The sequence below is a fragment of the Chitinophagaceae bacterium genome, assembly GCA_007695095.1.
GTDB lineage: Bacteria > Bacteroidota > Bacteroidia > Chitinophagales > REEL01 > REEL01.
Genome location: REEL01000059.1, coordinates 1 through 23,774 on the forward strand (window position 1 = coordinate 1; position 23,774 = coordinate 23,774).

A 23,774-nucleotide genomic window follows, 5' to 3' on the forward strand; every position below is an offset into this window, starting at 1 on the left:
AGTCTTTCTTCAGGGCAGTATTACTTTCAGATAAGGCATTTGAATGAAAACTATACGATTAAGTTTCAAGTTTCTTCGAAGTAACACTTTGTAGATAGAAATTGAATTTATCTTATACTAAAAAGCAGAAACTATTATACAACTAATAGTTTCTGCTTTTTTCTTTACTAAGAATTGAATATAACTTTACCTCAACAAGATAAACACCGGCATTTATCTGTTAAGGAAGGCTATTGGGTGTTTTACTTTGGTCTCTTTTATCCCAATAAACTTTGCAATTTCATTGCAACACCTAAGTCCCCGTCTACTTTAAACTTTCCGGACATAAATGCCCCCATAGGATTTAAGTCACCGCTAAGAATTGCCTCAAAGTCTTCCTGAGTGATTTTAATTGTACAATCAGCCTCTTTATTCTCAGTAGTAACCAGATTTTCTCCTTCGGTTCCGTCAATGTGAATTTGCTTATCTCCGAAATCGAATTTAAGGGTATTCTCTAGTGCGTTTGCACTTTTTGCTCTGGTTGAAATCGCCTCTAAAATTTTGTCAAATGCCATACTTGTTTGTTTTTGATTATTAGAATTATGTAAATTAGTTTCTTCCGTTTTACTTTTTTTATATTTTATCGAAAGCCCGCTGTCTTTATATTGCTTTTCATCAATTATCATCTTTGCCAGTATTTCTCTCATAATCTCTGAAGAACCTCCACCAATGGTTAAAATTCTGCTGTCACGGTACATTCTGGCCATTTTATATTCTTCCATATAGCCGTATCCTCCTAAAAATTGCAAACATTCATAAGCAACTTTGTTTGATAATTCAGTACACAATAGTTTTGATATAGAACTTTCTTTAACGGCATATTTACCGTCATTAAACATCCGGCAACAATGATAATTATAAAATTTCAAACTTTCGACTTCTGCTACCAACTGAACTAAATTATGGCGCAAAACCTGAAAGCGATTTATTTTTCTGCCGAAAGCCTCTCTTTCATTCATATATTTCATCGAGTATTCAATAGATGCCTCACTTGCTGCAATAGCACCCACGGAACCCATAAGCCTTTCTAATTGCAAACCTCCCATAAGATAGACGAAGCCCTGCCCTTCTTCTCCAATTAAATTTTCAGCCGGAACTTTTACATTATCAAACCATAACTCAGCTGTATCTGATGCATGCCAACCGAGTTTTTTTAATTTTTTCGCAGAAACTCCTTCTGCTTCCCGGTCAATCACTATTAAACTAAACCCGTTAAAGCCTGCTTCTGTATCAGTTTTTACTACCGTGACTATGTAATCTCCATAAACACCATTGGTAATAAAGGTTTTTTGGCCGTTTACTATATAGAAATCTCCCTCTTTCTTAGCTGTTGTTCTAATGTTTGCTACATCAGAACCGGCGATTGGCTCTGTGATACCAATAGCAGAAACCATTTCACCGGCAATGGTAGGTTTTAGATATTTTTCTTTTAAAAAATCAGACCCGTGTTTAAAAATATAGGGCGCACTCATAAACTGAATTACGGTTGCGGCGGCAGCAAAACCTCCCGAAAAAAGCTTTGAAACTTCTTCACAAAATACGACCGAGTAAAAAAAGTCAACATCACTTCCTCCCAATTCTTCCGGAAAATTCAGGCCCATATAACCCATCTCCCCAAATTTTTTCCAAATTGATTTAGGAATACGTTCATTAGCTTCCCACTCATCTATATGCGGTTCTACTTCTTTTTTTAAAAAATCTTTTAGCCCCTGCCTGAACATTTCGTGTTCTTCTGAAAAATAATACGCGCTCATAGTTTATTTTTTATAAAAAATTATTCTTTTATCTGCTTTATCCCAGCTCTCAAAATTATCTTGATAATGCTTATTGATAGCATTCCTCTTGATTTTCATAGTTGGTGTCAGCAATCCATTATCAACAGACCACTCATCATCTAAAACAATCATTTTACTAATATGCAGATACTTAGGATTTTTTTCATTTATGGTGTCGATGGTTTTATTTAGATTTTCTTCCAGTTGTTCCTGATCTACTTCTTTCCCCATTTCTGAAAGCAGGACTAAAGCTAAAGGCTGATCAAGCCCTAAACCGGAAACGCAAATCTGTTCAATGTATGTATTTTCCGCTAATGCCCATTCCAAAGGACCGGGAGTTACAAATTTCCCTTTTGAGGTTTTAAAAGTGTCACTTACTCTGCCTGTTAATTTCACATATCCATCTGCAGTTACCTCACCCTGATCGCCGGTTTTTAGCCAGCCGGCAACTAAGGTGTTAGCTGTATTTTCTTCATCTTTATAGTAACCGGTCATCAGCCAGGGAGCTTTCATCAAAATCTGCCCGTCTTCATCGGTTTTAATATCTACTCCCGTCAAAGCTTTACCCACATAATCTGCTTTATCTATTCCTCTCGGCATTGCACAGCAGCCACCGGCATTTTCTGTCATTCCGTAAATCTCTCTGAGATCAACCCCAATTTTTTTATACCAGTTTTTTAAAGATTGCGGTGTCGGAGCCGCTCCGGTAAGTATCACATGAGCTCTGCTTAATCCGAATTTCTGTCGCAACTTCTTTTTTAAAATTGAATTTACTATCGGTATTTTCATGAGTAAATCAAACTTCTTTTCTCCTAATTTTTCTAATACCGCCAGTTGAAATTTGGTGTAAATTCTCGGAACAGACATAAAACTCGTAGGCTGAACAGATTCAAGATTAGCTGCAAAACTTTCCAGTGACTCTGCAAAGGAAATCACGCCTCCCGTCAATAAGCACGCAATTTCTACTATCATGCGCTCGGCAATATGATTTAGGGGCAAATAAGAAAAGAAAATATGCTCCTCACCTTTAAAAATGCCAATGCTGTGATTTTTTAACTCCATATCCATCAAAGCTGCCGGAGATTTATAGTTCAACATTACTCCTTTTGGAGAACCGGTTGTCCCGCTTGTAAACAGAATCGTCCATAAGTCATCTATTTCCGGTTTGTGAATCTCCGCTGGGGAATTATTTTCAGTTACAAGCTGATCCCAATCAAAACCTATTTCAACTTTGGCATTCCCCTCATAATGCGGAAAACAGATAACGGTGATATTTGCAGGAACTTCGTCTTTCAATTGTTCCCAAACCGGGGCATCTAATTTTCCGATAAACAAAACGCTTGCTTCACTTCGGTTGATGAGTTCTCTGAATTCTTCTTTTGATAAATTTGGGAAAAATGGAGTTGAAACATAGCCCCCCATACTAATTGCAAGGTCAGCTAAAATCCAATGCATACAGTTTTTAGACAAAACAGCTATTTTACTGCCTTTTTCAATATTCTTAGACTGTAAAGAGGCGGTGATAGCTGAGGCCTGATCGAATGCTTCCTTCCAGCTCGTTTCTTTCCAGCTATCTCCAAAAGGTTGTCTTAAAAATATTTTATCCGGTGTTTTTTCCACCCAATTAAGAAAAAATTGAACATGATTCTCGTAACTCATATTATTAATTCAAGGTTTAAATAAATCCCCCCATAGTCTTTGCCCTCCGTCAATGTAAATAGTTTCTCCTGTAATATATGCTGCTAATGGAGTACATAAATATACTGATAACGAAGCTACTTCTTCAACTTTACCCAGTCGTTTTAAAGGAATAGTCTCAGACAAACCTTCCAGTAATTGTTTAGGATAATTTTGCAGACCGGTAGATTCAATTATCCCCGGAGCAATCGCGTTTAATGTGATATTGTATTTACTCCATTCAACAGCAAGTGTTTTTGTCAAATTATCAACTCCTGCCCTGGCCGCACCCGTATGTGCCATTCCGGCAAAACCTCTGTATATATTTGCAATTATGTTAATGACCCTCCCTTCTTTTTGTGGTATAAAAAAGGTGTTTGCCAATATTTGAGTCATGTAAAAAGTCCCGTTCAAATTATTATTTACTACTGCATTCCAGCCTTTAATAGAAATATCTTTTGCTAAAGAAGGGAATTGACCACCTGCATTATTTACTAAAATATCGAGCTTTTTTTCCTTTGCTTTTATATCATTCGCCAGCGTTTCAATCTGTTCAGGTTGACGGATATCACATAACAGATACCGGCATTTTCCTTTTTTGGAGAGCGTTTCCTCCGCTTTTTGCAATTTTTCTTCCTTTCTGCCACTGATAATTACTTCAGCACCGGCTTCTATTAATGATTCTGCTATCGAAAAACCTATTCCGCTACCTCCACCTGAAATCAATGCAACTTTACCTTTTAAAATATCTTTTTTAAACATGGACTCAGGATTTACTAATATTTAATAATTTTCTGGTTTCCTCAATAGTTGCCGGTTCACGTCCTAACATTCGAACCAAACCGGCAGCAGATTCAACTAACTTTCCGTTTGAGGTTGCCATTTCTCCGGAAGGTAAGTAAAAATTATCCTCCAAACCTACTCTGATATGGCCGTCAATAGTGATAGCTGCAGCTATTAATTGCCACTGTTTTCTGCCGATTCCAATTACCTGCCAATGAGCCCCTTCCGGTACACTTGCTGCCTGATGCAATAGGTTTTGAGTTGATATAGGCATTCCCCCTAAAACGCCCATCACAAAACTAAAAACATAAGGCTTGGGTATCAATTCCATGTCAATCAGCGGGGCAGAATTATGAATATGCCCGTTATCAAAGACTTCCATTTCAGGAATGGTGCCAACAGATTTCATTTTTTCAAGAAAAAAACGAATATCACTAAAGGAATTTTGAAATACAAAATCGTGATAAAAAGACTTTTGCTTTTTGGAATAAATAGCATAATTCATAGACCCCATATTCAGGGCTGCCATTTCCGGCTTTAAAGCCAATACGTGTTGAATACGCTCCTCTTTTGAAATTCCAATTGCTCCCGTTGAATAGTTAATAATCACTTCCGGACACCTTTTTCGAACCTCCTCCCCAATTTTTCTATATGTTTCAACATCATAAGCCGGCATACCATTGTCTTGTCTGGCATGTATATGCAAAATGCTGGCACCGGCATCTACCGCTCTTTTACCTTCTTCTGCAATTTCTTCCGGAGTGTACGGAATATAAGGACATTGACTGCGATTGGCCAATACTCCGGTTAAAGCTGCTGTAATTACTATTTTTTTCATTTTTCAGTTTTATTTAAAGGGGTTATTCGTAGCATTTCCTTTCCGGCATCTACCTGTTCGCCGGGTTTTACGTTTACCTCATCAACAATGCCATCTATATGCGCATAAAGGTTTTGTTCCATTTTCATTGAACTGAAAATGAGTAAAAGTTGTCCTTTTTTTATTTTTTCTCCTTTGGAAACATTCACTTTGACTACTGTCGCCGGCATCCCGGCAGTGTAAGCGCCCTCCGATTCAGATTTTTGAACATCGGGAAAGCGCTCTCCTTTTATCACACAAATTTGTGGAAATTCTGCAAAGTGCAGAAAAAATTCATCTTTTTCTTCAACCAAAGTGTATGAATAAGCGATACCGTCAACTATGACTTTAGAGGAACTTTTAGATAATTCCGCCTGATAACAATCCTTTCCGATTCCTATCTCATATAAATCTTTCTTTTTGATGCTGACAGAATGTTCTTCTCCATCAATCGTAAATTGGAATGATGTTGGCTTATAAAAGTTGTTTCTCCAGGAAAACGGCAATTCTTTAAGTAGCTGCCTTTTGCGGAGCGTTTCTTCAGCTGATTTCAATGAAACGGTAATTAAAGCCAAAGCGGTAGTTTCTTTAGATGCTTTTACTTTTTCCTTTATGTCATAACTATCCAAAAACTTAGTATTATACTCCCCGGCCTGAAATTGCGAATCTTCAAGTAATTTTATCAATAAAAGCTGATTCGTTTTTATTCCCAAACATTTGGTTTGTTTTAGGCTGTAAATCATGGTGTTTATAGCTTCCATTCGGGTATTACCTTTTGCTATTATTTTGCACAAAAGCGGATCGTAGAAAGGAGAAATTTGCTCCCCGGATTTCACCCCTGCATCATAGCGAATATTTTCATTTTCCGCCTGTGTCCAAAGTGAAATTTTACCCGGTGACGGCATGAAATTATTTAAAGGGTCTTCCGCATAAATACGGCATTCAATTGCATAGCCTTTTTGCTGCAATTCTTCTTGCTTTACTTTAATTTCATCGCCCTGGGCAATCCGAATTTGCCATTCAATCAAATCAATATCTGTTATAGCTTCTGTCACCGGATGTTCGACCTGAAGACGGGTATTTACTTCTAAAAAATAAAACTCTCCCTGACTGTAAACAAACTCTACCGTTCCGGCATTATCGTATTTCAAAGCCTTGGCCAGTTTCAATGCCGCTGAACACATTTTCTCCCGAACAGTCTCATCTAATACCGGGGAAGGGCTTTCTTCTATTATCTTCTGATACCTCCTTTGTATGGTACACTCTCTTTCAAACAGATGAATAATATTTCCGTGTTTATCACCAAGAATCTGAATTTCTATATGCCGGGCATCTTCGATGTACTTTTCAATGATTAAGGTATCATTTCCAAATGCACTTTTTGATTCACTTTTTGCCTGCAATAAATTATCTTCCAGCTGATGCTTATCTCTGACTATGCGCATACCTTTCCCGCCTCCACCTGCTGAAGCTTTAATTAATAGGGGAAATCCGATTTTCAATGCTTCCTCCACCAGTGTTTTTATGTCTTGATTTTTTCCGTTATATCCGGGAATTACAGGCACTTTTTCTCTTTCAGCTATTTCCTTGGCTAATTTTTTAGATCCCATTTTCTCGATAGAGTTGGTATTTGGGCCTATAAAAATAAAACCGGCATCTTCTGTTTTTTTAGCAAATTCAGCATTTTCAGATAAAAAACCATAACCGGGATGAATGGCATCTGCCTTCGTTTTTCGAGCAGCTGCAATGATTTTATCCATATCTAAATAGGATTTTGATGCTTCACTTTCTCCTAAATAGACCGCCAAATCAGCTTTTTCAACATGCAATGCATCTCTGTCAGCATCAGAAAAAACGGCTACAGTCTCTATCCCCATTTTTTGACAGCTTTTAAAAATGCGACAGGCTATTTCTCCTCTGTTGGCTACTAAAATTCGGCTTATTTTTTTTGTCATAGTTCAGTTGGCTGATTTACATTCTAAAAACACCATATTTATTATCACTGCTTATCTTTTTATTATTTACTACTGCCAGACAAAACCCCAAATAATTTCGGGTTTCTGAGGGTTCAATTATTCCGTCATCCCACAATTGAGATGAGGCATACCAAGCATCAGACTGTTTATCCACTTCACTCATCAGATGTTTTCGCAATACAGATGCTTGTTTTTCATCAAACTCCAAACCGGCCCGCTCAGCGGCTTGCTTTTGAATAATTTCCATTACTCCGGTCAGCTGTTCCGAGCCCATTACGGCTATTTTTGAGTTGGGATATGAAAACAAAAACCCGGGTTGATAAGCTCTTCCGGACATTGCATAATTACCGGCACCAAAGGAAGCTCCCATGATAATGGTGATAGCCGGGACTTCGCTATTCGACACAGCATTTATTAGTTTGGCGCCATTTTTAATAATTCCTCCCTCTTCATAATTTTTTCCGACCATAAAACCGGTGATATTCTGAAGAAAAATTATAGGGTTATTATTTCTGTTACATAGCTGTATAAAATGTGCTCCTTTATTGGCTGCTTCAGAAAACAAAACACCGTTATTAGCTATTATTCCCACTTTATATCCATGAATTTCGCCCCAACCACAAACGAGAGTGGGTCCATAATCTGCTTTAAACTCAGAAAATGCTGAATTATCGAGTGTTCTGGCTAAAACCTCCCGCATGTCAAAGGACTTTTTTATATCTTCCGAAACAATACCATTAATTTCACGGCTATCATACAAAGGCGGTAAGGGATTCACTTCCGGAGCTACGTTCGTATTCGGTGGTTTTAAAAATTCTATAATTTCTCTGGCAATTCTGATAGCATCCCTTTCATTTTCTGCCAGATAATCACTCACTCCGGATTTTGTGCTATGCATAAGTCCACCACCTAAAGATTCGTCATCTACCACTTCATTCGTCGCCATTTTTACCAAAGGGGGACCTGCCAAAAAAACTTTTGCCTTATCTTTTACCATAATGGTGTAATCACTCATGCCAGGCACATAGGCACCACCGGCGGTACTGCTTCCAAAAACAATGGATATGCTTGGAATACCTGCTTTTGAACGCCTGCTTATGTCCCTGAAAATTGCCCCGCCATAGTTGAAAATCTTTGCCTGTTCCTGCAAATCTGCACCGGCTGACTCAACCAGATTAATCACCGGCAACTCATTTTCAAAAGCAATTTCACCAAGACGCAAACTTTTGTTTAAAGTGGCTAAATTTATAGCTCCGCCCTTATTTGTTCCAACATTGGAAATAATCATACAAAGTCGGTTGTGAATCAAACCAATGCCTCCAACCGTAGTATTTCCACCGTCATTAGTGCTTTCTTTTATCCCGGCAAAAGGCAGCAACTCCATAAAAGGAGAGCCTTCGTCCAGACATAAATCTATTCTGTCTCTAGCTAATAACTTTTCTGCTTTAACCGCTTTTTCTAAATGCCTCTCTTTCCCCTGAAATAAAGATTTCTCCTTAAAGTCATTTAACCTTTCCACTAATGAATTCATCTTTTCCTTATTGGAAAGATACTCAGCACTATTTGTATTTATCTTAGTTTTCAGAGTTTTCATTGAATTAGTTTAATAGTTTTCAGGTTCAATGGAATTTTTTCTTTACCCTTTGACGTCAGGTATGGCAAAATCAGTTGCCACATAGTTTCAACGGCCTCCTCGGGTTTTATCGTTTTCTTTCCTCTTATAGAACCTGCCTGTATCCAAAATTGTAAAGTAAACCAAACCATCTCTGATAATTTTTTATATAGATTTTTATTGGTTGTTTCTATCAGGTGACCGGTATATGCAGCATGATTCAAGAGCATGTTTACATACTGTATATGTCTTTCAATATATTGCCTGTGCAGCTTTCCGAGCTTTGAGTTCTCGCGGATAATATCCAGCGTATCAAGATAAAAAAAACGATATCTGATTGAAAGCCTCACTATTGCCAATGCCTGCAAGTTAATGTTTTCAAAAGAAGGATGCTGTTCTACCGCATTGAGCAATTCGTTTCGTTCTTTTTCCATCTTTTCAAATATCGCATCAATTATATAATTTTTGTTTTTATAATGATAAGATAGATTTCCACTGCTAATCCCAATATAATCAGCTATGTCTCTTAAACTCACAGCAGAAATACCTTTTTGATTAAAAAGCAAAACAGAAGCATCAATTATTCTTTCTTTGGTATTTTTCATTTTAGAGCATTCGCTCTACAATATTAGAACATTTGTTCTAAATAAACAAATAAATTATATTTTTAAACATTCTTTGGAGGAATCAGCGACATTGCGTATTCGCTTAAGGCGGTAATAGTAAGGCTGGGATTTACTCCCAGGTTGCATGGAATAATTGAGCCGTCTAAAACATACATATTTTTATAGTTAAAGACTTCGAATTTATTATTGACAACTCCTTCCAAAGCGCTTTCTCCCATTGGACATCCGCCCATTATGTGGGCAGTTGTAGAGGTATTTAAAACTATTTCATTCAATGCATTAGCCGGAACACCATTTGCTTTGCGGGCATAATTATACATGACCTCCTGACCTTTTGGAATATATGCCGGTACTTTGTGTTTGCCTTTATTTTTCATGTGCATCCCTTTAAAGTTACTGTAGATCATCTTCATAGAATTTTCGCTTGATTGCATGACCAGTAAAATAATGGTTTTCCCGGCCCAGTTTCTCCCAAACAAAGCTTTTAGAAAAGTAAAAGGATGGGTGATAATGTTAAACATCATCTTAATCGTCCGCACAAGCGAATTTCCGGGACCTGCTGCCAAAGTAGATAAAAGCTTCATGGCTCCGGAGCCATCCGGAAATTTCACTACTTCCACATGGGTATCGTCGTCGGCATTAAAAACACTTGAAATAGCGATTCCGTGGTTTACCTTTTCGGGTATATTCGTCACTCCGCAAATACTCTCTGAATTTGTAAGCAGGTTTTCTCCTAATTTTTCGGATATATCGGGTAATGTTTTAAACTTTTGTTTTTGTTTAAAAAGCAATTTCAAAGTTCCTAAAACTCCTGCGCTAACAATCAAGCCTTTAGATTTAAAAATCTTTGTTTTTGAGAAAAAGGAAGTACTGCTTTTTGTATGAATAACATACTCATTGTTTAAAAACTCAATTTTAACAACTTCTGTTTCCGCAAAAATTTGAGCTCCATTTTTTTGTGCAAAGAAAAGGTAGTTTTTATCGAGGGTATTTTTTGCATTATACCGGCAACCCACCATACAGGCTGCGCATTCTTTGCAAGGGGATCTCAGTGGACCTTCCCCGCCGAAATAAGGATCTTTTTCCTCCTTATCATCAGAAAAGTAAACCCCTACATCCACACTTTTGAAAGTTTCTTCCCTACCCATATCAACGGCAACTTCCCTTAGAAGCTCATCTGCTTTATAAAAACGGGGATTTTGAGTTGCTCCCAACATAAACTTCGCCTTTTCATAAAAGGGAGGTAAAATTTCCTGCCAATCATTAAGGTGTTTCCACTTTGGGTTTTTATAGAAATTATTTTCCGGCTGCATTAAAGTGTTGGCATACACAAGACTTCCTCCGCCCACCCCGACGCCACTTAAAATAAAAGCCTCTTTAAACAAAGAAAGTTTTTGAAAGCCAAAAAAACGAATACGCGGAAACCAAAAATACTTCGGCAAATTCCAATTGGACTTAGGAAAGTCTTCACTTTTAAAAGCTTTCCCTTTTTCCAAAACAGCAACCGAATATCCTTTTTCTGACAATCGCATAGCAGAAACACTCCCGCCAAAACCGGAACCAATAATTATATAATCGTAAACCTTTGACATTTTTTAAGTTATAGAAAAGACAAAATATAAAAAAATTGGTTAATGGACATAAAAGGGTAAATATCCACTAAATTTAAACAAAAAGGTTTAGCATTTAAAAATATCCTGTAACAAGCAAATTCAAAATATTAAATACTTTTAAGATGATTTGTGAGAAAAAACTATGTTTGATGTGTAATAATTCTGAACAAAGGATAGAAAAGTTTTAGAAGTTCATTGGATTTGCTGATTTTTGGTAGGGAAATAAATGAGTGGCAACCAAGCCAAACTGCTACACTAATAGACAAACGACAATGAAAAATAGCAATGAAAAGTCAGTTGAATGACATACCAGCAGAAACTGAAAACAAGAAATTGGAAGAGCTATTTCTTGCCGTTTACTTCAACGACTTAGAAAAAGTTATTGAGTTTAAAAATCAATATCCCGAACAATATGCTCAAAAGGAAAAATTTCAAATTGATGAAAATACCACTTTTGACTTAACAAACTTGACCTTTTTCAACCAGACAATATGGTTTGACGGAGATTGGATTGACGATATAAAGCCATTAGTTGAAAAGCACAGACAGAGGACAGAAAATATGTTAGACTTTTGGCGTGCTGAATTAGGACGCCAAGAAATTTATAGACAAATTGAGTATAATTACTATTGCGATTTTTTTTATTGCTATGACCTAAACGATCCGGAAAATAATGAAGTAGTAATATTAGACCCAATAACATATTTCACAGAAAGAGGGTTTCGAGAAATTGACTTAAGACTATATAAAAGTGTTGAATGTTTTGATTTTGTTGAAGTAGAGAAATTATTAAAACAAGGTGCAAAAACAAACATTCATTTTTATGAAGACGGAGACAGCAGTGTTATTTCACTTATTTCCGGTGAAGTTTCATTTTTAGCGAGTTGCCAAGTTATTCCTGAATTTAAAATATTTGAAACAAAGGGTTACAATCAAAATTTTGACATAGCACAAATGTTTGGTGACATACTCGGTTTGGCTGCATACGAAGAAATGTATCACTTACTGAACAAGTATGGCAAAGAGGAATGAAATGTTTGCTGCCTATAACATACAAGGCTATATATCAAACTAGGAAAAGTGCAAGCCTAAAGGTTTCTGTTTTTTTGTTGCATTTGTCATTAAAGAACAACTTATAACCTTGAAGCCAGCACGGCATTTAGCCCGAAAACGTTGATGGTAACCTTATGAACACGCTACAAAATGTGTAAATATCCCCAAAAACTCTACAGTTTATAATTAGACAAAAATGTTTAATTTTAAACCTTCATTTAACTTGTCGTTTACCACCTTGTAACAAAAACTGCCTTTTTTGCAAGTTTTCTAGAAATGCCTTTGGTAAACGTTCCTTTGATTAATGCATGAGCCGGGTTGTCTCTTAATGGGGCATGCACATTTTCAAGGTTTAATGAATGTGTAAAAGATGCAGTAAGCCCATATAGCTTGTAAACTTTGTAGTCTATAGCAGCTTTTTCATAGGTTGTTAATCTTTTGATGTCAACTGAAAGACCGTCTTCGTCTTTACTAATCGAAAAATTTGAGGATGAGGGTGTGCCATCAGGCTTAATTATAAAGTCCGGAGGAGCATGAATAATCCTTCTTAAAAGCAGGTCATTATCTTTTATTTTTTCAATTTTATTGCTTTGAAATTTAGACATCAAAATAGTTAATTAAATCTGCTAATCCGGATTCAAGGTTTGTTTCTTTTACAACTTCATCCTCTATATCAAAAAGCAGGAGTTCAGTAGTACCATCAGGATTAAAGTACAATTCAGCAGCTTTCTCTCCTTGTTTAAACTCAATCATGATTTCTCCGTTTACACCGGGAGCAATGAAGTATAAAGGAAGAGAAAGGCGATCATATTCAATTAGAAAATTCTTAGAAGCAGATATAGATTCTTTTGCAGGGGATTTAGCCCCATAACTGTTCCAGTTATCATTTAAGTTTGAAATGTCGGTCAATTTATGCAACATACTTAAAACCTTTTTAGACAAAGGCCAATTTTCCGGAAACACAGTGCTATTTGAAAAAACATTTAAAGTTTTCTCACTTACTATCCGGATAGAATTTTGGGAAGGCCCATAAATTTCTGCCGGTTTATTTACTAAAGCTTTCATAAAAATCTTTTTTACATATTCTTTTAAATATATCAGACGTGCATTCATGTGCTGAATTCAGCCAATGTAATAATGCTTTTTCATCCATATTGTTTTTTACCTTTACGGAAGTTTGCCAGGTTAGAATGTCTTCATTTTTGTTATTTTTTCCATTTGAAATAGTTAAATTCAACAAACCTTTTTCTTTCAAATCAAATGACTGGTCGAAATTTAGTTTTACAAGTTCTCCCATTGAATCAAAATGATTTTCAAAACTAAAATTCAAATGCTTTAGAATAAAATCTCTCCAGTTAGTAAACCCATAATCTTTAACTCTTACAACATCAATATAACGTAAAGATGCAGAAATAAAGTTTATTTCCTGATATGCATCTGAAAGCTTGCGAAGATTTGTTTTAACAAGAGGGTAATACTTTTTCTCCCATTCATAATCTTTATCCGTATCATTCACTGCAAAAATACCCGGTCCAATTTGTAATACCGGCCATTGGTTTTTGCCTTTCCAAAACTGATACATAGTCTGATATGGCAAAAACTGATGAGGTAAATCTTTTGGATAGAGTTGCACAACTTCAGGAAAATCTTCTTTTATCTTTTCTTGAAATTTGCCTAATGCAAAAGAGAATCTCGAATCCAATACTTTTCCGCCATCAGCACTAGGGTCTAACTCCCAAAAGGCTTCAAAAATCACTTCATGTAAAGGAGCATTGGGTAATTTTTTTACTGCCATATCACAAATTTACATTTTTTTAAATAATAGATGCATGTAGATTTCTTTTTCCCGCAAAGGAAGTGTGTTAATAACGCAGCTTCAGGAATGATAGTTGTTTACTTTAAACTACACTTTCAATCTACTTCAGCCTGAACAATATTTATTTATACAAAAACAGTAATAAACAGGCCAGGTTGTTTGAATAGTGTATTTATTGCCGGATAATTATTCATTTCATTTCTTATTTTTCCTTTCCGGTTCTGGTTTTAAATACTTGCCATGTCAAAACCAACAACCTATTGTCAATAAAGGCAGTATGAACAAATGGAAAACATATAGTTTTGAAACTTTTGATCAAATTTAAGAAATTCACCATTCCCCCATTTCTTAAAGAACTTGTATATTCGTAAAACTAAACGAAGATTAATGATAATAAAATTAAAAGGAAAATTTGCTTTGGTGGGTGGAGGAAGCAAAGGGATTGGACTTGCAACTGCACAAGCTTTAGCTGAGGCCGGAGCATCGGTCACTATTTTAGCGAGAAATTCAGATGATTTAGAAATTGCCTGCAAAAATCTACCGAAAGTTCATGACGGGCAAACACATTTTTGGATAAGTGCTGACAGTTCTGCACCGGACACTTTCATTGAAAAGGTGAAAAACTTTTCGGCAGAGAAAAAAATACATTTTGATATTTTAGTCAATAACACGGGAGGCCCTCCCGGTGGTCCGATAACTGATGCTTCTGCGGAAAGTTTTTTAGAGGCCTACAACAATCATTTAATCTGTAATCATTTACTCGTACAAACTTATCTGGAGGGCATGAAAAAAGCCGCTTACGGACGGATAATTAATATTATTTCTACTTCTGTTAAACAACCTTTGCCAAACTTAGGAGTTTCAAATACTACTCGTGCAGCAGTTGCAGCCTGGGCAAAAACGCTCGCCAACGAAACCGCTATGCACGGAATTACTGTGAATAATGTTTTGCCGGGAGCTACAGAAACCGACAGGCTGACTTCAATTATCCTGAATAAATCAAAAAAAGAAAACAAAACGACCGTACAAGTTGCCGAAGCAATGAAATCCGGCATTCCGATGAAAAGATTTGGAAAAGCTCAGGAAGTTGCTTCACTGGTTTGCTTTCTGGCATCACAACAGGCATCTTACATTACCGGTACAACAACCCCGGTTGATGGAGGCAGAACGAGTTGTTTTTAATAAAAAATAAAATTATGTCAAAAAAATACACGACTGAAAAAGCGCCCAAAGCAGTTGGTTTATATCCTCACGCAAGACAGGTTGGAGATTTTCTGTTTTTAAGCGGGATTGGTCCCAGAGAAGCAGGAACAAATAATATTCCCGGGCTGGAATTGGATGAATCGGGTAATATTATCAAATATGATATTGAAGCAGAATGCCACTCCGTTTTTAAAAATATTAAAACCATATTGGAGGAATCCGGAGCTGACTGGAATAGTTTAGTTGACGTTACTGTTTTTCTTACTAATATGAAAGACGACTTTAAAACTTTTAATAAAGTCTATGCAGAATATTTCAAAGATAATCAGCCATGCAGGACAACTGTTGAAGTGAACGCTTTACCGACTCCAATCGCTATAGAACTGAAATGTATAGCTTATCTGGGAAAAAAGTGATTTTTAACCTTCATTGATTATTTCTTTATTTTCACTTTAGTGACGAGATTGTTAACAATATTTTAACTTAGAGAAAAAGTTAACATGCGCATACTCGTTTATTTATTCATTCCTTTTCTTTTAATACTGACATCTTGTAAAAAAGATCAACAAAAAAGAGAGCTTACTATTGATGTTGAACAGAAATCTATAAATGAGTTTCAGATAATCGGAAGTCACAACAGTTATCGAAAAATGACCTATGAGCCATTATTTGATTTTGTAATGAGCATACAAGAACTATTGCCGGATCAGTTTAATCCTGAGCAATGGGATTATTTTCACTATCCCCTCCAAAAGCAATTGCAAAGTTTTGGCATCCGGAATTTTGAACTGGATATTTTCAATGACCCTCAGGGCGGAAATTTTTACTACAGAAGAGGACTGAGTTTTGTAAATGAAGACGAAGCTTCCGGTATAGACGAGCTGCTCAATCCCGGCTTTAAAATTCTACATCTGCCCGACTTCGATTATGAAACCCATAATTACACATTTAAATCCGCTTTAACAGAAATTAGAGACTGGTCTACATCGAATCCAAATCACTTTCCGATAATCATCATGGTTGAAGCTAAAAACTCCGGCATTTCTGATTACTCTCCATTAGTAGGTATGACTGAAGTTATTCCCTATGATGCTACGTCACCGGAACTTTTAGATGCAGAAGTTAAAGAAGTTTTTGGAGAAAATTTGAATGGAATAATCACTCCGGATAAATTCAGGGGAGACTATGCAAGCATTAATGAAGCTTTAAAGGAAAGGGGCTGGCCTAAACTTGCAGATGCAAGAGGTAAAATTTTGTTTGTGATTCAGGGAAGCAGTCTTAAAAGCTTTTATTTACAGGGTCGGCCAAATCTAGAAGACAGGGCCATGTTTATTTTTGGAGAACCCGGACAAGCACATACAGCCATGGTCATAAGGAACAATCCGGTTTCATCTTATGAAGAAATCAAAGAATTGGTTAAAAAGGGCTACATTGTAAGAACCAGAGCCGATGCCAATACTGATGAGGCGCGAAGTGGCGACACTCATAGACGCGACATTGCCTTTGCGAGCGGAGCTCAAATAATTTCAACAGATTACTATAGAGCTGACCCGAGATCCGACACCAGTGAAAACTGGTCAAACTATGAAGTGTCATTTGATAATGAAGCAGTTGGGCGTTGGAATCCGATGTTTAGCCAAAAAGAGAATACCGACTTTCTCTATATTTATAAGTAGTATTCGATTAGCTGTTTTTTAAAATGTGGTTTTCTACTATTTCAGGATAGTATAGATGTTCAGCACTTTTAACCTTGCTGCTCAAGGAATCTACCGTTTCATCCTTTTCAATTTTTATCTTTTTTTGAAATAAAATTCTGCCCGTATCATATTCTTCATCTACAAGATGGATACTAATTCCGGTTTCTATTTCCAAATTTTCCAAAACTGCTTTGTGAACATGATTTCCATACATGCCTTTGCCTCCGTATGCCGGTAATAATGACGGGTGTATATTTATGATTTTTTTTCGGAATCGATTTATCACATTAAGCGGAATTTTTAACATAAAGCCTGCTAATACTATCCAATCTGTATTATACCTGGCTAAAGTCTCTGTTAACTTATCCTGCTCTATGTCTTTCTTATTGATAATTTCAAAAGGTATACCGGCTGCTTCTGCTTTCCTAATCACATTCGCTCCTGAATTATTACAAATAAGCAGGTTAATTATAATTTTCGGATGATTAGAAAAGTATTTAAACAAAACATTTGCATTAGTACCTTCACCGGATGCAAAAATTGTTATTTTTTGCTTCTTAATTGTTATCATAATTCAAACTCGTCAAGCAGCAATTTTTCAAATAAATCTACTGCGTTATTATTTCCATTTAGCCTGTGCAACTCAATCGTAGAAATGATAAAATTAGTTTTTCCCTGACTGTTAGTTCTTTTGCCAATAATAGTTGAATTACCTGTCCATGGAGAAAAGGTAAAAGTCGGATTATGCCTTGCACTTATATTTGCCGAATAAATAGGACTCGCATTTAAAATAAGATTTATAGGCCTGACAACTGACAAAAAGCTGGTTGACTGCAAAGGCGGATATCCTGAAATAATCGGATTAAAGGTGGTCGTATCAGTTATTGTAAGGGTAGTGTCTGACCCGGGAATAACTAATGACTGTATAGGCGTAAAATCTAAAAATTGAGATTGCTCATCAAAGAGGCTTGAAAAATATAAAATAAGCATCAACTTACCACCTGATTCAAAAAAGGGGTTCGTTGTTCTTTGTGCCAGGGATAAAGAGTTTTGTGCATTATCACCAAACCAGATAATCGTCTCAAAAAAGTCAAAAACCATTGCCTGAGTAGGATTGTCTGATGAAAGTTGAGTGAACGCTCCGGCTGACTGTTCAAATAAATGCAAAGTATCAAAAACATTAATTCCGTTAGCTGTTAAATTGTTTGCATAAAAAGATTCTACCGTTGGATTTTGATTTCCGTATGCATTTACCAATAACACAGAACTGTTTACTCTTTTGATAAACACAGAATCAGAATATACAAAAGAAGACTTAGCCAAAGACTGATCTACAGAGCGAATAATCAATTGATTATAATCATCTAAAATCATTCCCTCTATGTTAGCATTTTCAGCGTTTAGGCTGTTATTCAAAAACACCTGCGCTTCTGAAATTGACTGGTCGGGGCTGGTTGCTCTAAAAATTGCTCCGGACGTCGTTGCCGGCACTATAAAAGGATCGTTCAGTGTATCATTCCAGTAGACTTCTATTTCAAGAAGGTTTTCTTTTCCGTCGGGGTCATCAGCTTCCCAGAAAAAGCGAACAGCCGGAAAAGTCTTGACAGGTCTGTTAACTGCCGGCTGAAACTGAATTACCGGAGGTGAATTTTTAACCGGATAAACAACGGATGCAGGACTGGGATCCCGGGCACCTTCATTATCTACCGCCCTCACGCTAAACCTGAAATCTATAGTATCATTCCCCGGAGGTGGTGCCAAAATAAAAACACTATCTCTTTTTTCTGTAAAGCTCCAGTCGGTAGCAGGCGTCACCACATCATCAAAAGTAAATTCATAACCGACCACATAACCATCCGGATCGTCACCCCACCATCTGATGTGCACTTCTGAGGTCAGGCGTTCATCACCCAACCTGATAATGGTGTCAACCACCGTAAATGTGTTCGGAGGAAGATTTTCATCTTCATCACCATCAAATGAGGTTTTGCAACTTTGAGTAATACCGCTCAAAAGGATAATTAAAACCCCTAATAAAATCAGATTAATATTTTTATTCATTCCGGTTGCAAAGCTAATAATTAGTATCTATAACAATGTTTAGTAATTGTTAAATTCACGATAAAAATACAAAACAATTTTCCAAAAAAATCATCCAGGAGAATCCAAAAGGGCAGATTTTCAACTTTTCAATATTCTTCTGATTATGAAAATAGTATTATTGTAAAAACATTTTTGGAGAGTAGCGCTTAATTTAGCTTAAAAATTATTTTTTCTCTGTCTTTAAAATTATTTTTGCGCCTTGAAAATCTTTTTTAAAAGACTTAATATTTTAAGCTTTAAAAAATAGCTTATATTTGAGTCTTAGTAATTTAAAACTGACTTCTTTTTAACTAAAAAAATACATACAAATGAATTTTGTAGCATCCAGTAACTCCTTGTTAAAACAATTGCAATCAATCAATGGTGTTGTTGCTTCTAATAATTTACTTCCCATACTTGAAGATTTTTTATTTAATTTACAGGACGGGAAACTCCATTTAACAGCAACAGATATAGATACCAGCATGTCAACAGAAATAAATGTTGAATCAAAAAGTAACGGTAAAATTGCTATACCTGCAAAGATGTTACTCGAAATTTTGAAGTCATTACCCGAACAACCCGTTAACTTTAATATAGATGAAGAGAGCTTTTCTGTCGAACTGAAATCTGAATACGGAAAATATAAATTAGCCGGAGAAAATGGAGATGACTTTCCTAAAATACCGGTTGAGGATGATGTTAAAGAAATTGAAATCTCTGCAGAGACTCTATTCAGAGGATTAACTAGCACTCAGTTAGCTGTCAGCGACGATGAATTAAGGCCTGCAATGACAGGAATTTTGTTTCAGATTGATGAAAACGGCCTCACAATGGTAAGTACTGATGCTCATAAATTAGTTCGTTTTAGAAAAACTGATATAAAAACAGATAAGCCTGCTCAATTTATTTTACCTAAAAAAGCGGCTCAACTACTTAGAAACAACCTTACCGGAGAAGACAGTGTTGTAAGGGTAGCTTTCAACAATAAACATGCTTTTTTTACTTTCAAAAGTATGCAAATTATTTGCCGCTTAATCGATGCAAAATTTCCGGATTACAATAGTGTTATACCGGTTGAAAATCCTTTTAAAATGCTGATTGAGAAAAAAGACTTAACCGGGTCATTAAAAAGGGTAATGATATTTTCCAATAAAAGTACAAATCAGGTTTCTCTGAAAATTTCCGGCAACAACTTGAAAATTTCCGGACAAGATATTGAGTTTTACAATGAAGCTCAGGAATCTTTAACTTGTAATTACGAAGGGGAAGATATTGAAATTGGTTTTAATGCAAAATTCCTTTCCGAAATGCTGGGAGTATTAGAAACTGATCAGGTTTCATTTAATTTATCTGCTCCAAACAGGGCGGCCTTACTTTTCCCTGACAAGCAACAGGAAAATGAAGATATTCTTATGCTTATCATGCCTTTAATGATTCGCTCTTAAGAAGTCCAAAACATTTCTTTCACATTGCACTTTTATAACATTCTGTAACTCAGGCATGGCAAGCAACTGAATGCAAACTGCTAAATAATTATTATTTCCATCAAATTATTATTATTTTTGTGATAAAACAAATATATAGTTATGACAGTCGAAAAAAACAAAGTTGTTGCATTAACCTACGAATTAAGTGTAAGTGATGCTGAAGAAACCCCGCAGATGGTTGAAAAAGTTGAAGAAGATAATCCTTTTAAATTTACTGTTGGCGAAGGCAATGTTTTGGAATCTTTTGAAAACAATCTAATGGGAAAAACCCCCGGAGATGAGTTTAAATTTACAATAGAGTCCACAGAAGGATATGGAAATTATGATCCGCAAGCAGTTGCAAAAGTGCCTTTGGAAGTATTTTCTGTAGAAGGTGTTGACAAGAATGAATTATTAAAGGAAGGCAATGTGGTTCCTATGCAGGATAATCAAGGAAATCGTTTGCAAGGAAGAGTAATGGATGTAGGAAACGAAGACGTTACTATGGACTTTAACCATCCTTTAGCCGGTAAAAACCTGCATTTTAAAGGAACTATCGTTGGAGTAGAATAAGCGAATTATTCTTTTAAATATACCCTTTTTATCCTTGGAGATAAAGAAGTTAATACTTCATAAGGTATAGTATGATTTTGGGAAGCCATCTTTAAGATGGCTTCTCTATTTTCAAAAACAATCACTTCGTCACCAACTTCCACATCTTCAACATTTGTAACATCTACCATTGCCATGTCCATACAAATGTTACCAATAGTTGGACAAAACTGATTTTTGATTAAAACCTGCCAGTTGCCATTCCCCAATAATCGGTTAAATCCATCGGCATAACCAATTGCGATAGTCGCTATTTTACTGTCTTTTCTCAAATAATTCTCCCCTGTGTAACCAATTGAACTATCTTTTTTTAAGTTTTTGACCTGCAAAACGGAAGTTTTTAAAGCATGTACATTTTTTAAGTTTTTGTAGTGTAATTCATTGCTGTCAAAACCATATAACCCAATTCCTAAGCGAACCATATCATAGGCCTTTTCAGGATAAAAAGATATACCCGAAGAGTTTAAAATGTGCATTAAAAACGGGTGTGGATAGGTTTTTCGGATATCTGCACACGCATTCTCAAAAACACTTAATTGTGTCCTTGTAAATTCTTTTTTTTCCGGATTGTCAGCTGCCGAGAGATGGCTAAAAACCGATTGAATTTTCAAAAGCTTTTTTTTCTGAATTCTTTTGCTCAATTTTTCTGTTTCCTCAGGCATAAAACCAAGCCGGTGCATTCCGGTATCAATTTTTATATGCACAGGGTATGGAAGTGGAATATCTTCGTATACCAGCATATCTTCCAATTTTTTTTCAAATTCATTGAGAACTTCAAAGCTATACAATTCAGGTTCCAGGCGATAAGCAATGACACTTTCCAAAGCATCATAATCCGGGCTCATAACCATTATCGGCAGTTTTATGTTTTGTTTTTTTAAATTTATCCCCTCATCTGTATATGCTACAGCGAGATAGTGAATTCCCTGCCACTCTAAAAATGAAGAAATCTCTTCTGCTCCACTTCCATATCCCAATGCCTTAACCATCACCATTAATTTTGTATCAGCAGGAACCAGCGTTTGAAAATAATTCAGGTTATGAGCCAAATTATCCAGATTTATTTCTAATCTGGTCCGGTGTACTTGTTTTTGGAAAAAAGAAGTGATTTTTTCAAATTGATATTTGCGGGCTCCTTTTATCAAGACACAGCTATCATTTATTGCATTTGCTTCTGCCGATTGCAAAAAACTTTGTACCTCTTGAAAAACACTTACTTTAAATGGGTACTTTTCGGTATGTTTTTTTAAAAATGTACTCCATTTATCGCCTATTGCAATAAACTTATCAATCTCCTTAGCTTCTAAAACCCTCAGTATTTCTTTATAAACTATCTCCGGTTTTTGACTGTCCTCTGTCAGGTCAGATAGTATCAGAGTGTGTAACTGTTTTTGACGTTGACTTTTAGCATAATCCAGTGCTATCAGCAAAGCCGTTAAATCATTATTGTAACTGTCATCTATCAAAACATTATTGTTCTTGCCCTCCCTAATTTCCAGACGCATTTTTAACTGCGGTAAGGCTGAAAAAAGCTCTTTTAACTTTTTTTCATTCCACAAACCGAGTGTATAGCACACATATAATGTATGTATTGCATTTTCAGCTGAGGCTGCATCACAAAACGGAATTACGACCTCAATTTTATCATCATGGGCCGCAGCAGAAATTTTTAATTGATTATTGGGTATTTTTTTAATCTCAGCAAAATATGCTCCTTTTCTCTGCATAGACCAATCAATAACGCTTCCTCTAAAATTCTTTAGAAAAGGAGTTTCTTCAATTACAGCATAATCACTACAATAAATAAATGTCTCTGATCCTTTAAAAAGCTGCATTTTTTCGGCAGCTTTTTCCTTTAATGATTTAAAGCCGCTATCATGGGCACTTCCAATATTTGTCAAAACACCAATCTTGGGTTTTAGAATATTTTCAAGCTTTTCCATCTCGCCTGTTTGAGATATTCCGGCTTCAAAAATCCCCAAATTATGTGTATTGTTTGTCTTTAAAACAGACAGAGGAACTCCGGTTTGAGAATTGTAGCTTGCCGGACTGCGACTGATTGTATAAAAAGAAGATAAAATAAAGTTCAGCCATTCCTTTACTATCGTTTTTCCATTGCTTCCGGTTATGGCGATTACCGGAAAATTAAACTGTTGTCTATAGTGAGCCGCTATTTTTTGAAGAGAATCAATAATATTTTCAGAACTAAGAAAAACAGCATCGGGATATTCATTTACATCAACTTTTTTCTCAGTAAAAAAAGCTCTTACTCCTTTTTCATACAAAGACTGAATATATCTGTGTCCGTCCTGTCGTTTCCCTTTCCATGCAAAAAATAGAGTGTTTTCCGGATCTGTCAGTTGTCTGCTATCCGTTAAAAAGCTTTGAATCACCCTATTATGACTGTAACCAAAGGTTTTAGCATTAGTAATCTCTGCAATTTCTTTTATCGTAAAATTCTCCAATATTTTTTCATTAGTAATCAAGAAATCCAACCTGCAAACTTTCTCCTAACTGCCTCACCGGATACTTCTTTAATCTATAAAAGCTATCACCTGAACATAGGCTTGTTTTTACATTAAACTTATAAGAATGCAATGGGCAAACTAAAAATCCGGAAGAAGTACAGAATCCTTTATCAAAAGGCCCTCCGGCATGCGGACATTTATTATCTACTGCAAAAAATTCCCCTTTCATTTTGCCAATGCAAAGTTCTTTTCCATGAATATAAACTTTTTTTAGTTCAAATTCTTTCAATTGAGATATAGAAGGATCCTTTATATCGTTCCAAACTACATTTTTCATAGGGTGTTGGGGTTATTTGTAAACAAATTTGAGGGTTTTTGCATTAATTTCTAAATTTTTGCGTTTAGAAAAATGCTACA

General features: G+C 36.0%; 21 protein-coding genes. 6 read left to right on the forward strand and 15 right to left on the reverse strand.

Features of this window, described 5'->3' with window-relative positions; all coding sequences use genetic code 11:
* Positions 1–257 precede the first annotated feature (257 nt).
* The 8 genes from EA412_01545 to EA412_01580 form a co-directional block, all read right to left on the reverse strand.
* Entirely contained in the window at positions 258–1,793 is a 1,536-nt protein-coding gene (locus EA412_01545) for an acyl-CoA dehydrogenase (GenBank protein ID TVR82328.1), read from the reverse strand.
* A 3-nt stretch (positions 1,794–1,796) separates the two neighbouring features.
* Entirely contained in the window at positions 1,797–3,473 is a 1,677-nt protein-coding gene (locus EA412_01550) for an AMP-dependent synthetase (GenBank protein TVR82329.1), read from the reverse strand.
* Between the two features lie 9 nt (positions 3,474–3,482).
* Positions 3,483–4,253 (reverse strand): SDR family oxidoreductase, encoded by a 771-nt coding sequence (locus tag EA412_01555; protein ID TVR82330.1) that lies wholly within the window; start codon positions 4,251–4,253, stop codon positions 3,483–3,485.
* A 4-nt stretch (positions 4,254–4,257) separates the two neighbouring features.
* Entirely contained in the window at positions 4,258–5,112 is an 855-nt protein-coding gene (locus EA412_01560; GenBank protein TVR82331.1) for a 3-keto-5-aminohexanoate cleavage protein, read from the reverse strand.
* Positions 5,109–7,085 (reverse strand): acetyl-CoA carboxylase biotin carboxylase subunit, encoded by a 1,977-nt coding sequence (locus tag EA412_01565; protein ID TVR82332.1) that lies wholly within the window; start codon positions 7,083–7,085, stop codon positions 5,109–5,111. The genes EA412_01560 and EA412_01565 overlap by 4 nt, the downstream gene beginning before the upstream one ends.
* 16 nt (positions 7,086–7,101) lie before the next feature.
* Entirely contained in the window at positions 7,102–8,700 is a 1,599-nt protein-coding gene (locus EA412_01570; GenBank protein TVR82333.1) for an acyl-CoA carboxylase subunit beta, read from the reverse strand.
* The gene (locus tag EA412_01575) at positions 8,697–9,323 is read right to left on the reverse strand and encodes a TetR/AcrR family transcriptional regulator (protein ID TVR82334.1); all 627 of its coding nucleotides are present in this window, start codon (positions 9,321–9,323) and stop codon (positions 8,697–8,699) included. The genes EA412_01570 and EA412_01575 overlap by 4 nt, the downstream gene beginning before the upstream one ends.
* A 62-nt stretch (positions 9,324–9,385) precedes the next feature.
* On the reverse strand, positions 9,386–10,936 hold the full coding sequence (locus tag EA412_01580; GenBank protein ID TVR82335.1) for a GMC family oxidoreductase: 1,551 nt from the start codon (positions 10,934–10,936) through the stop codon (positions 9,386–9,388).
* 306 nt (positions 10,937–11,242) lie between these two features.
* Between EA412_01580 and EA412_01585 the strand changes: the two genes are divergently transcribed.
* Positions 11,243–11,989 (forward strand): hypothetical protein, encoded by a 747-nt coding sequence (locus EA412_01585; protein TVR82336.1) that lies wholly within the window; start codon positions 11,243–11,245, stop codon positions 11,987–11,989.
* Between the two features lie 251 nt (positions 11,990–12,240).
* Here EA412_01585 and EA412_01590 read toward each other — a convergent pair whose 3' ends face one another.
* The 3 genes from EA412_01590 to EA412_01600 are packed head-to-tail and all read right to left on the reverse strand — an operon-like array spanning position 12,241 to position 13,805.
* On the reverse strand, positions 12,241–12,615 hold the full coding sequence (locus tag EA412_01590) for a hypothetical protein (protein ID TVR82337.1): 375 nt from the start codon (positions 12,613–12,615) through the stop codon (positions 12,241–12,243).
* The gene (locus EA412_01595) at positions 12,608–13,075 is read right to left on the reverse strand and encodes a hypothetical protein (protein ID TVR82338.1); all 468 of its coding nucleotides are present in this window, start codon (positions 13,073–13,075) and stop codon (positions 12,608–12,610) included. The genes EA412_01590 and EA412_01595 overlap by 8 nt, the downstream gene beginning before the upstream one ends.
* A complete protein-coding gene (locus tag EA412_01600) occupies positions 13,056–13,805 on the reverse strand; it encodes a TIGR04255 family protein (protein TVR82339.1) in 750 nt (249 codons plus the stop codon). Before EA412_01600 ends, EA412_01595 begins: the two co-directional genes overlap by 20 nt.
* A 408-nt stretch (positions 13,806–14,213) precedes the next feature.
* Between EA412_01600 and EA412_01605 the strand changes: the two genes are divergently transcribed.
* The 3 genes from EA412_01605 (at position 14,214) to EA412_01615 (ending at position 16,705) form a co-directional block, all read left to right on the forward strand.
* Complete coding sequence (locus EA412_01605) at positions 14,214–15,008, forward strand: SDR family oxidoreductase (protein TVR82340.1); 795 nt, start codon at positions 14,214–14,216, stop codon at positions 15,006–15,008.
* A 14-nt stretch (positions 15,009–15,022) separates the two neighbouring features.
* Positions 15,023–15,445, forward strand: coding sequence for a RidA family protein (locus EA412_01610; protein ID TVR82341.1), 423 nt, complete (start codon positions 15,023–15,025; stop codon positions 15,443–15,445).
* A gap of 84 nt (positions 15,446–15,529) precedes the next feature.
* On the forward strand, positions 15,530–16,705 hold the full coding sequence (locus EA412_01615; GenBank protein ID TVR82342.1) for a hypothetical protein: 1,176 nt from the start codon (positions 15,530–15,532) through the stop codon (positions 16,703–16,705).
* Between the two features lie 7 nt (positions 16,706–16,712).
* Here EA412_01615 and EA412_01620 read toward each other — a convergent pair whose 3' ends face one another.
* Both EA412_01620 and EA412_01625 read right to left on the reverse strand, forming a co-directional pair.
* A complete protein-coding gene (locus EA412_01620; protein ID TVR82343.1) occupies positions 16,713–17,297 on the reverse strand; it encodes a phosphoribosylglycinamide formyltransferase in 585 nt (194 codons plus the stop codon).
* Positions 17,294–18,787, reverse strand: a complete 1,494-nt coding sequence (locus tag EA412_01625; protein TVR82344.1) for a hypothetical protein — start codon at positions 18,785–18,787, stop codon at positions 17,294–17,296. The genes EA412_01620 and EA412_01625 overlap by 4 nt, the downstream gene beginning before the upstream one ends.
* Positions 18,788–19,137: 350 nt before the next feature.
* Between EA412_01625 and dnaN the strand changes: the two genes are divergently transcribed.
* The gene (gene dnaN / locus EA412_01630) at positions 19,138–20,256 is read left to right on the forward strand and encodes a DNA polymerase III subunit beta (protein ID TVR82345.1); all 1,119 of its coding nucleotides are present in this window, start codon (positions 19,138–19,140) and stop codon (positions 20,254–20,256) included.
* A gap of 141 nt (positions 20,257–20,397) precedes the next feature.
* Positions 20,398–20,850 (forward strand): peptidylprolyl isomerase, encoded by a 453-nt coding sequence (locus EA412_01635; protein TVR82346.1) that lies wholly within the window; start codon positions 20,398–20,400, stop codon positions 20,848–20,850.
* A gap of 5 nt (positions 20,851–20,855) precedes the next feature.
* On the opposite strand, the gene EA412_01640 is transcribed toward EA412_01635, so the two are convergent.
* Together EA412_01640 and EA412_01645 are read right to left on the reverse strand one after the other, a co-directional pair.
* Positions 20,856–23,384, reverse strand: a complete 2,529-nt coding sequence (locus tag EA412_01640) for a bifunctional UDP-N-acetylmuramoyl-tripeptide:D-alanyl-D-alanine ligase/alanine racemase (GenBank protein ID TVR82347.1) — start codon at positions 23,382–23,384, stop codon at positions 20,856–20,858.
* Entirely contained in the window at positions 23,365–23,694 is a 330-nt protein-coding gene (locus tag EA412_01645; protein ID TVR82348.1) for a (2Fe-2S)-binding protein, read from the reverse strand. Before EA412_01645 ends, EA412_01640 begins: the two co-directional genes overlap by 20 nt.
* Positions 23,695–23,774: the final 80 nt, after the last annotated feature.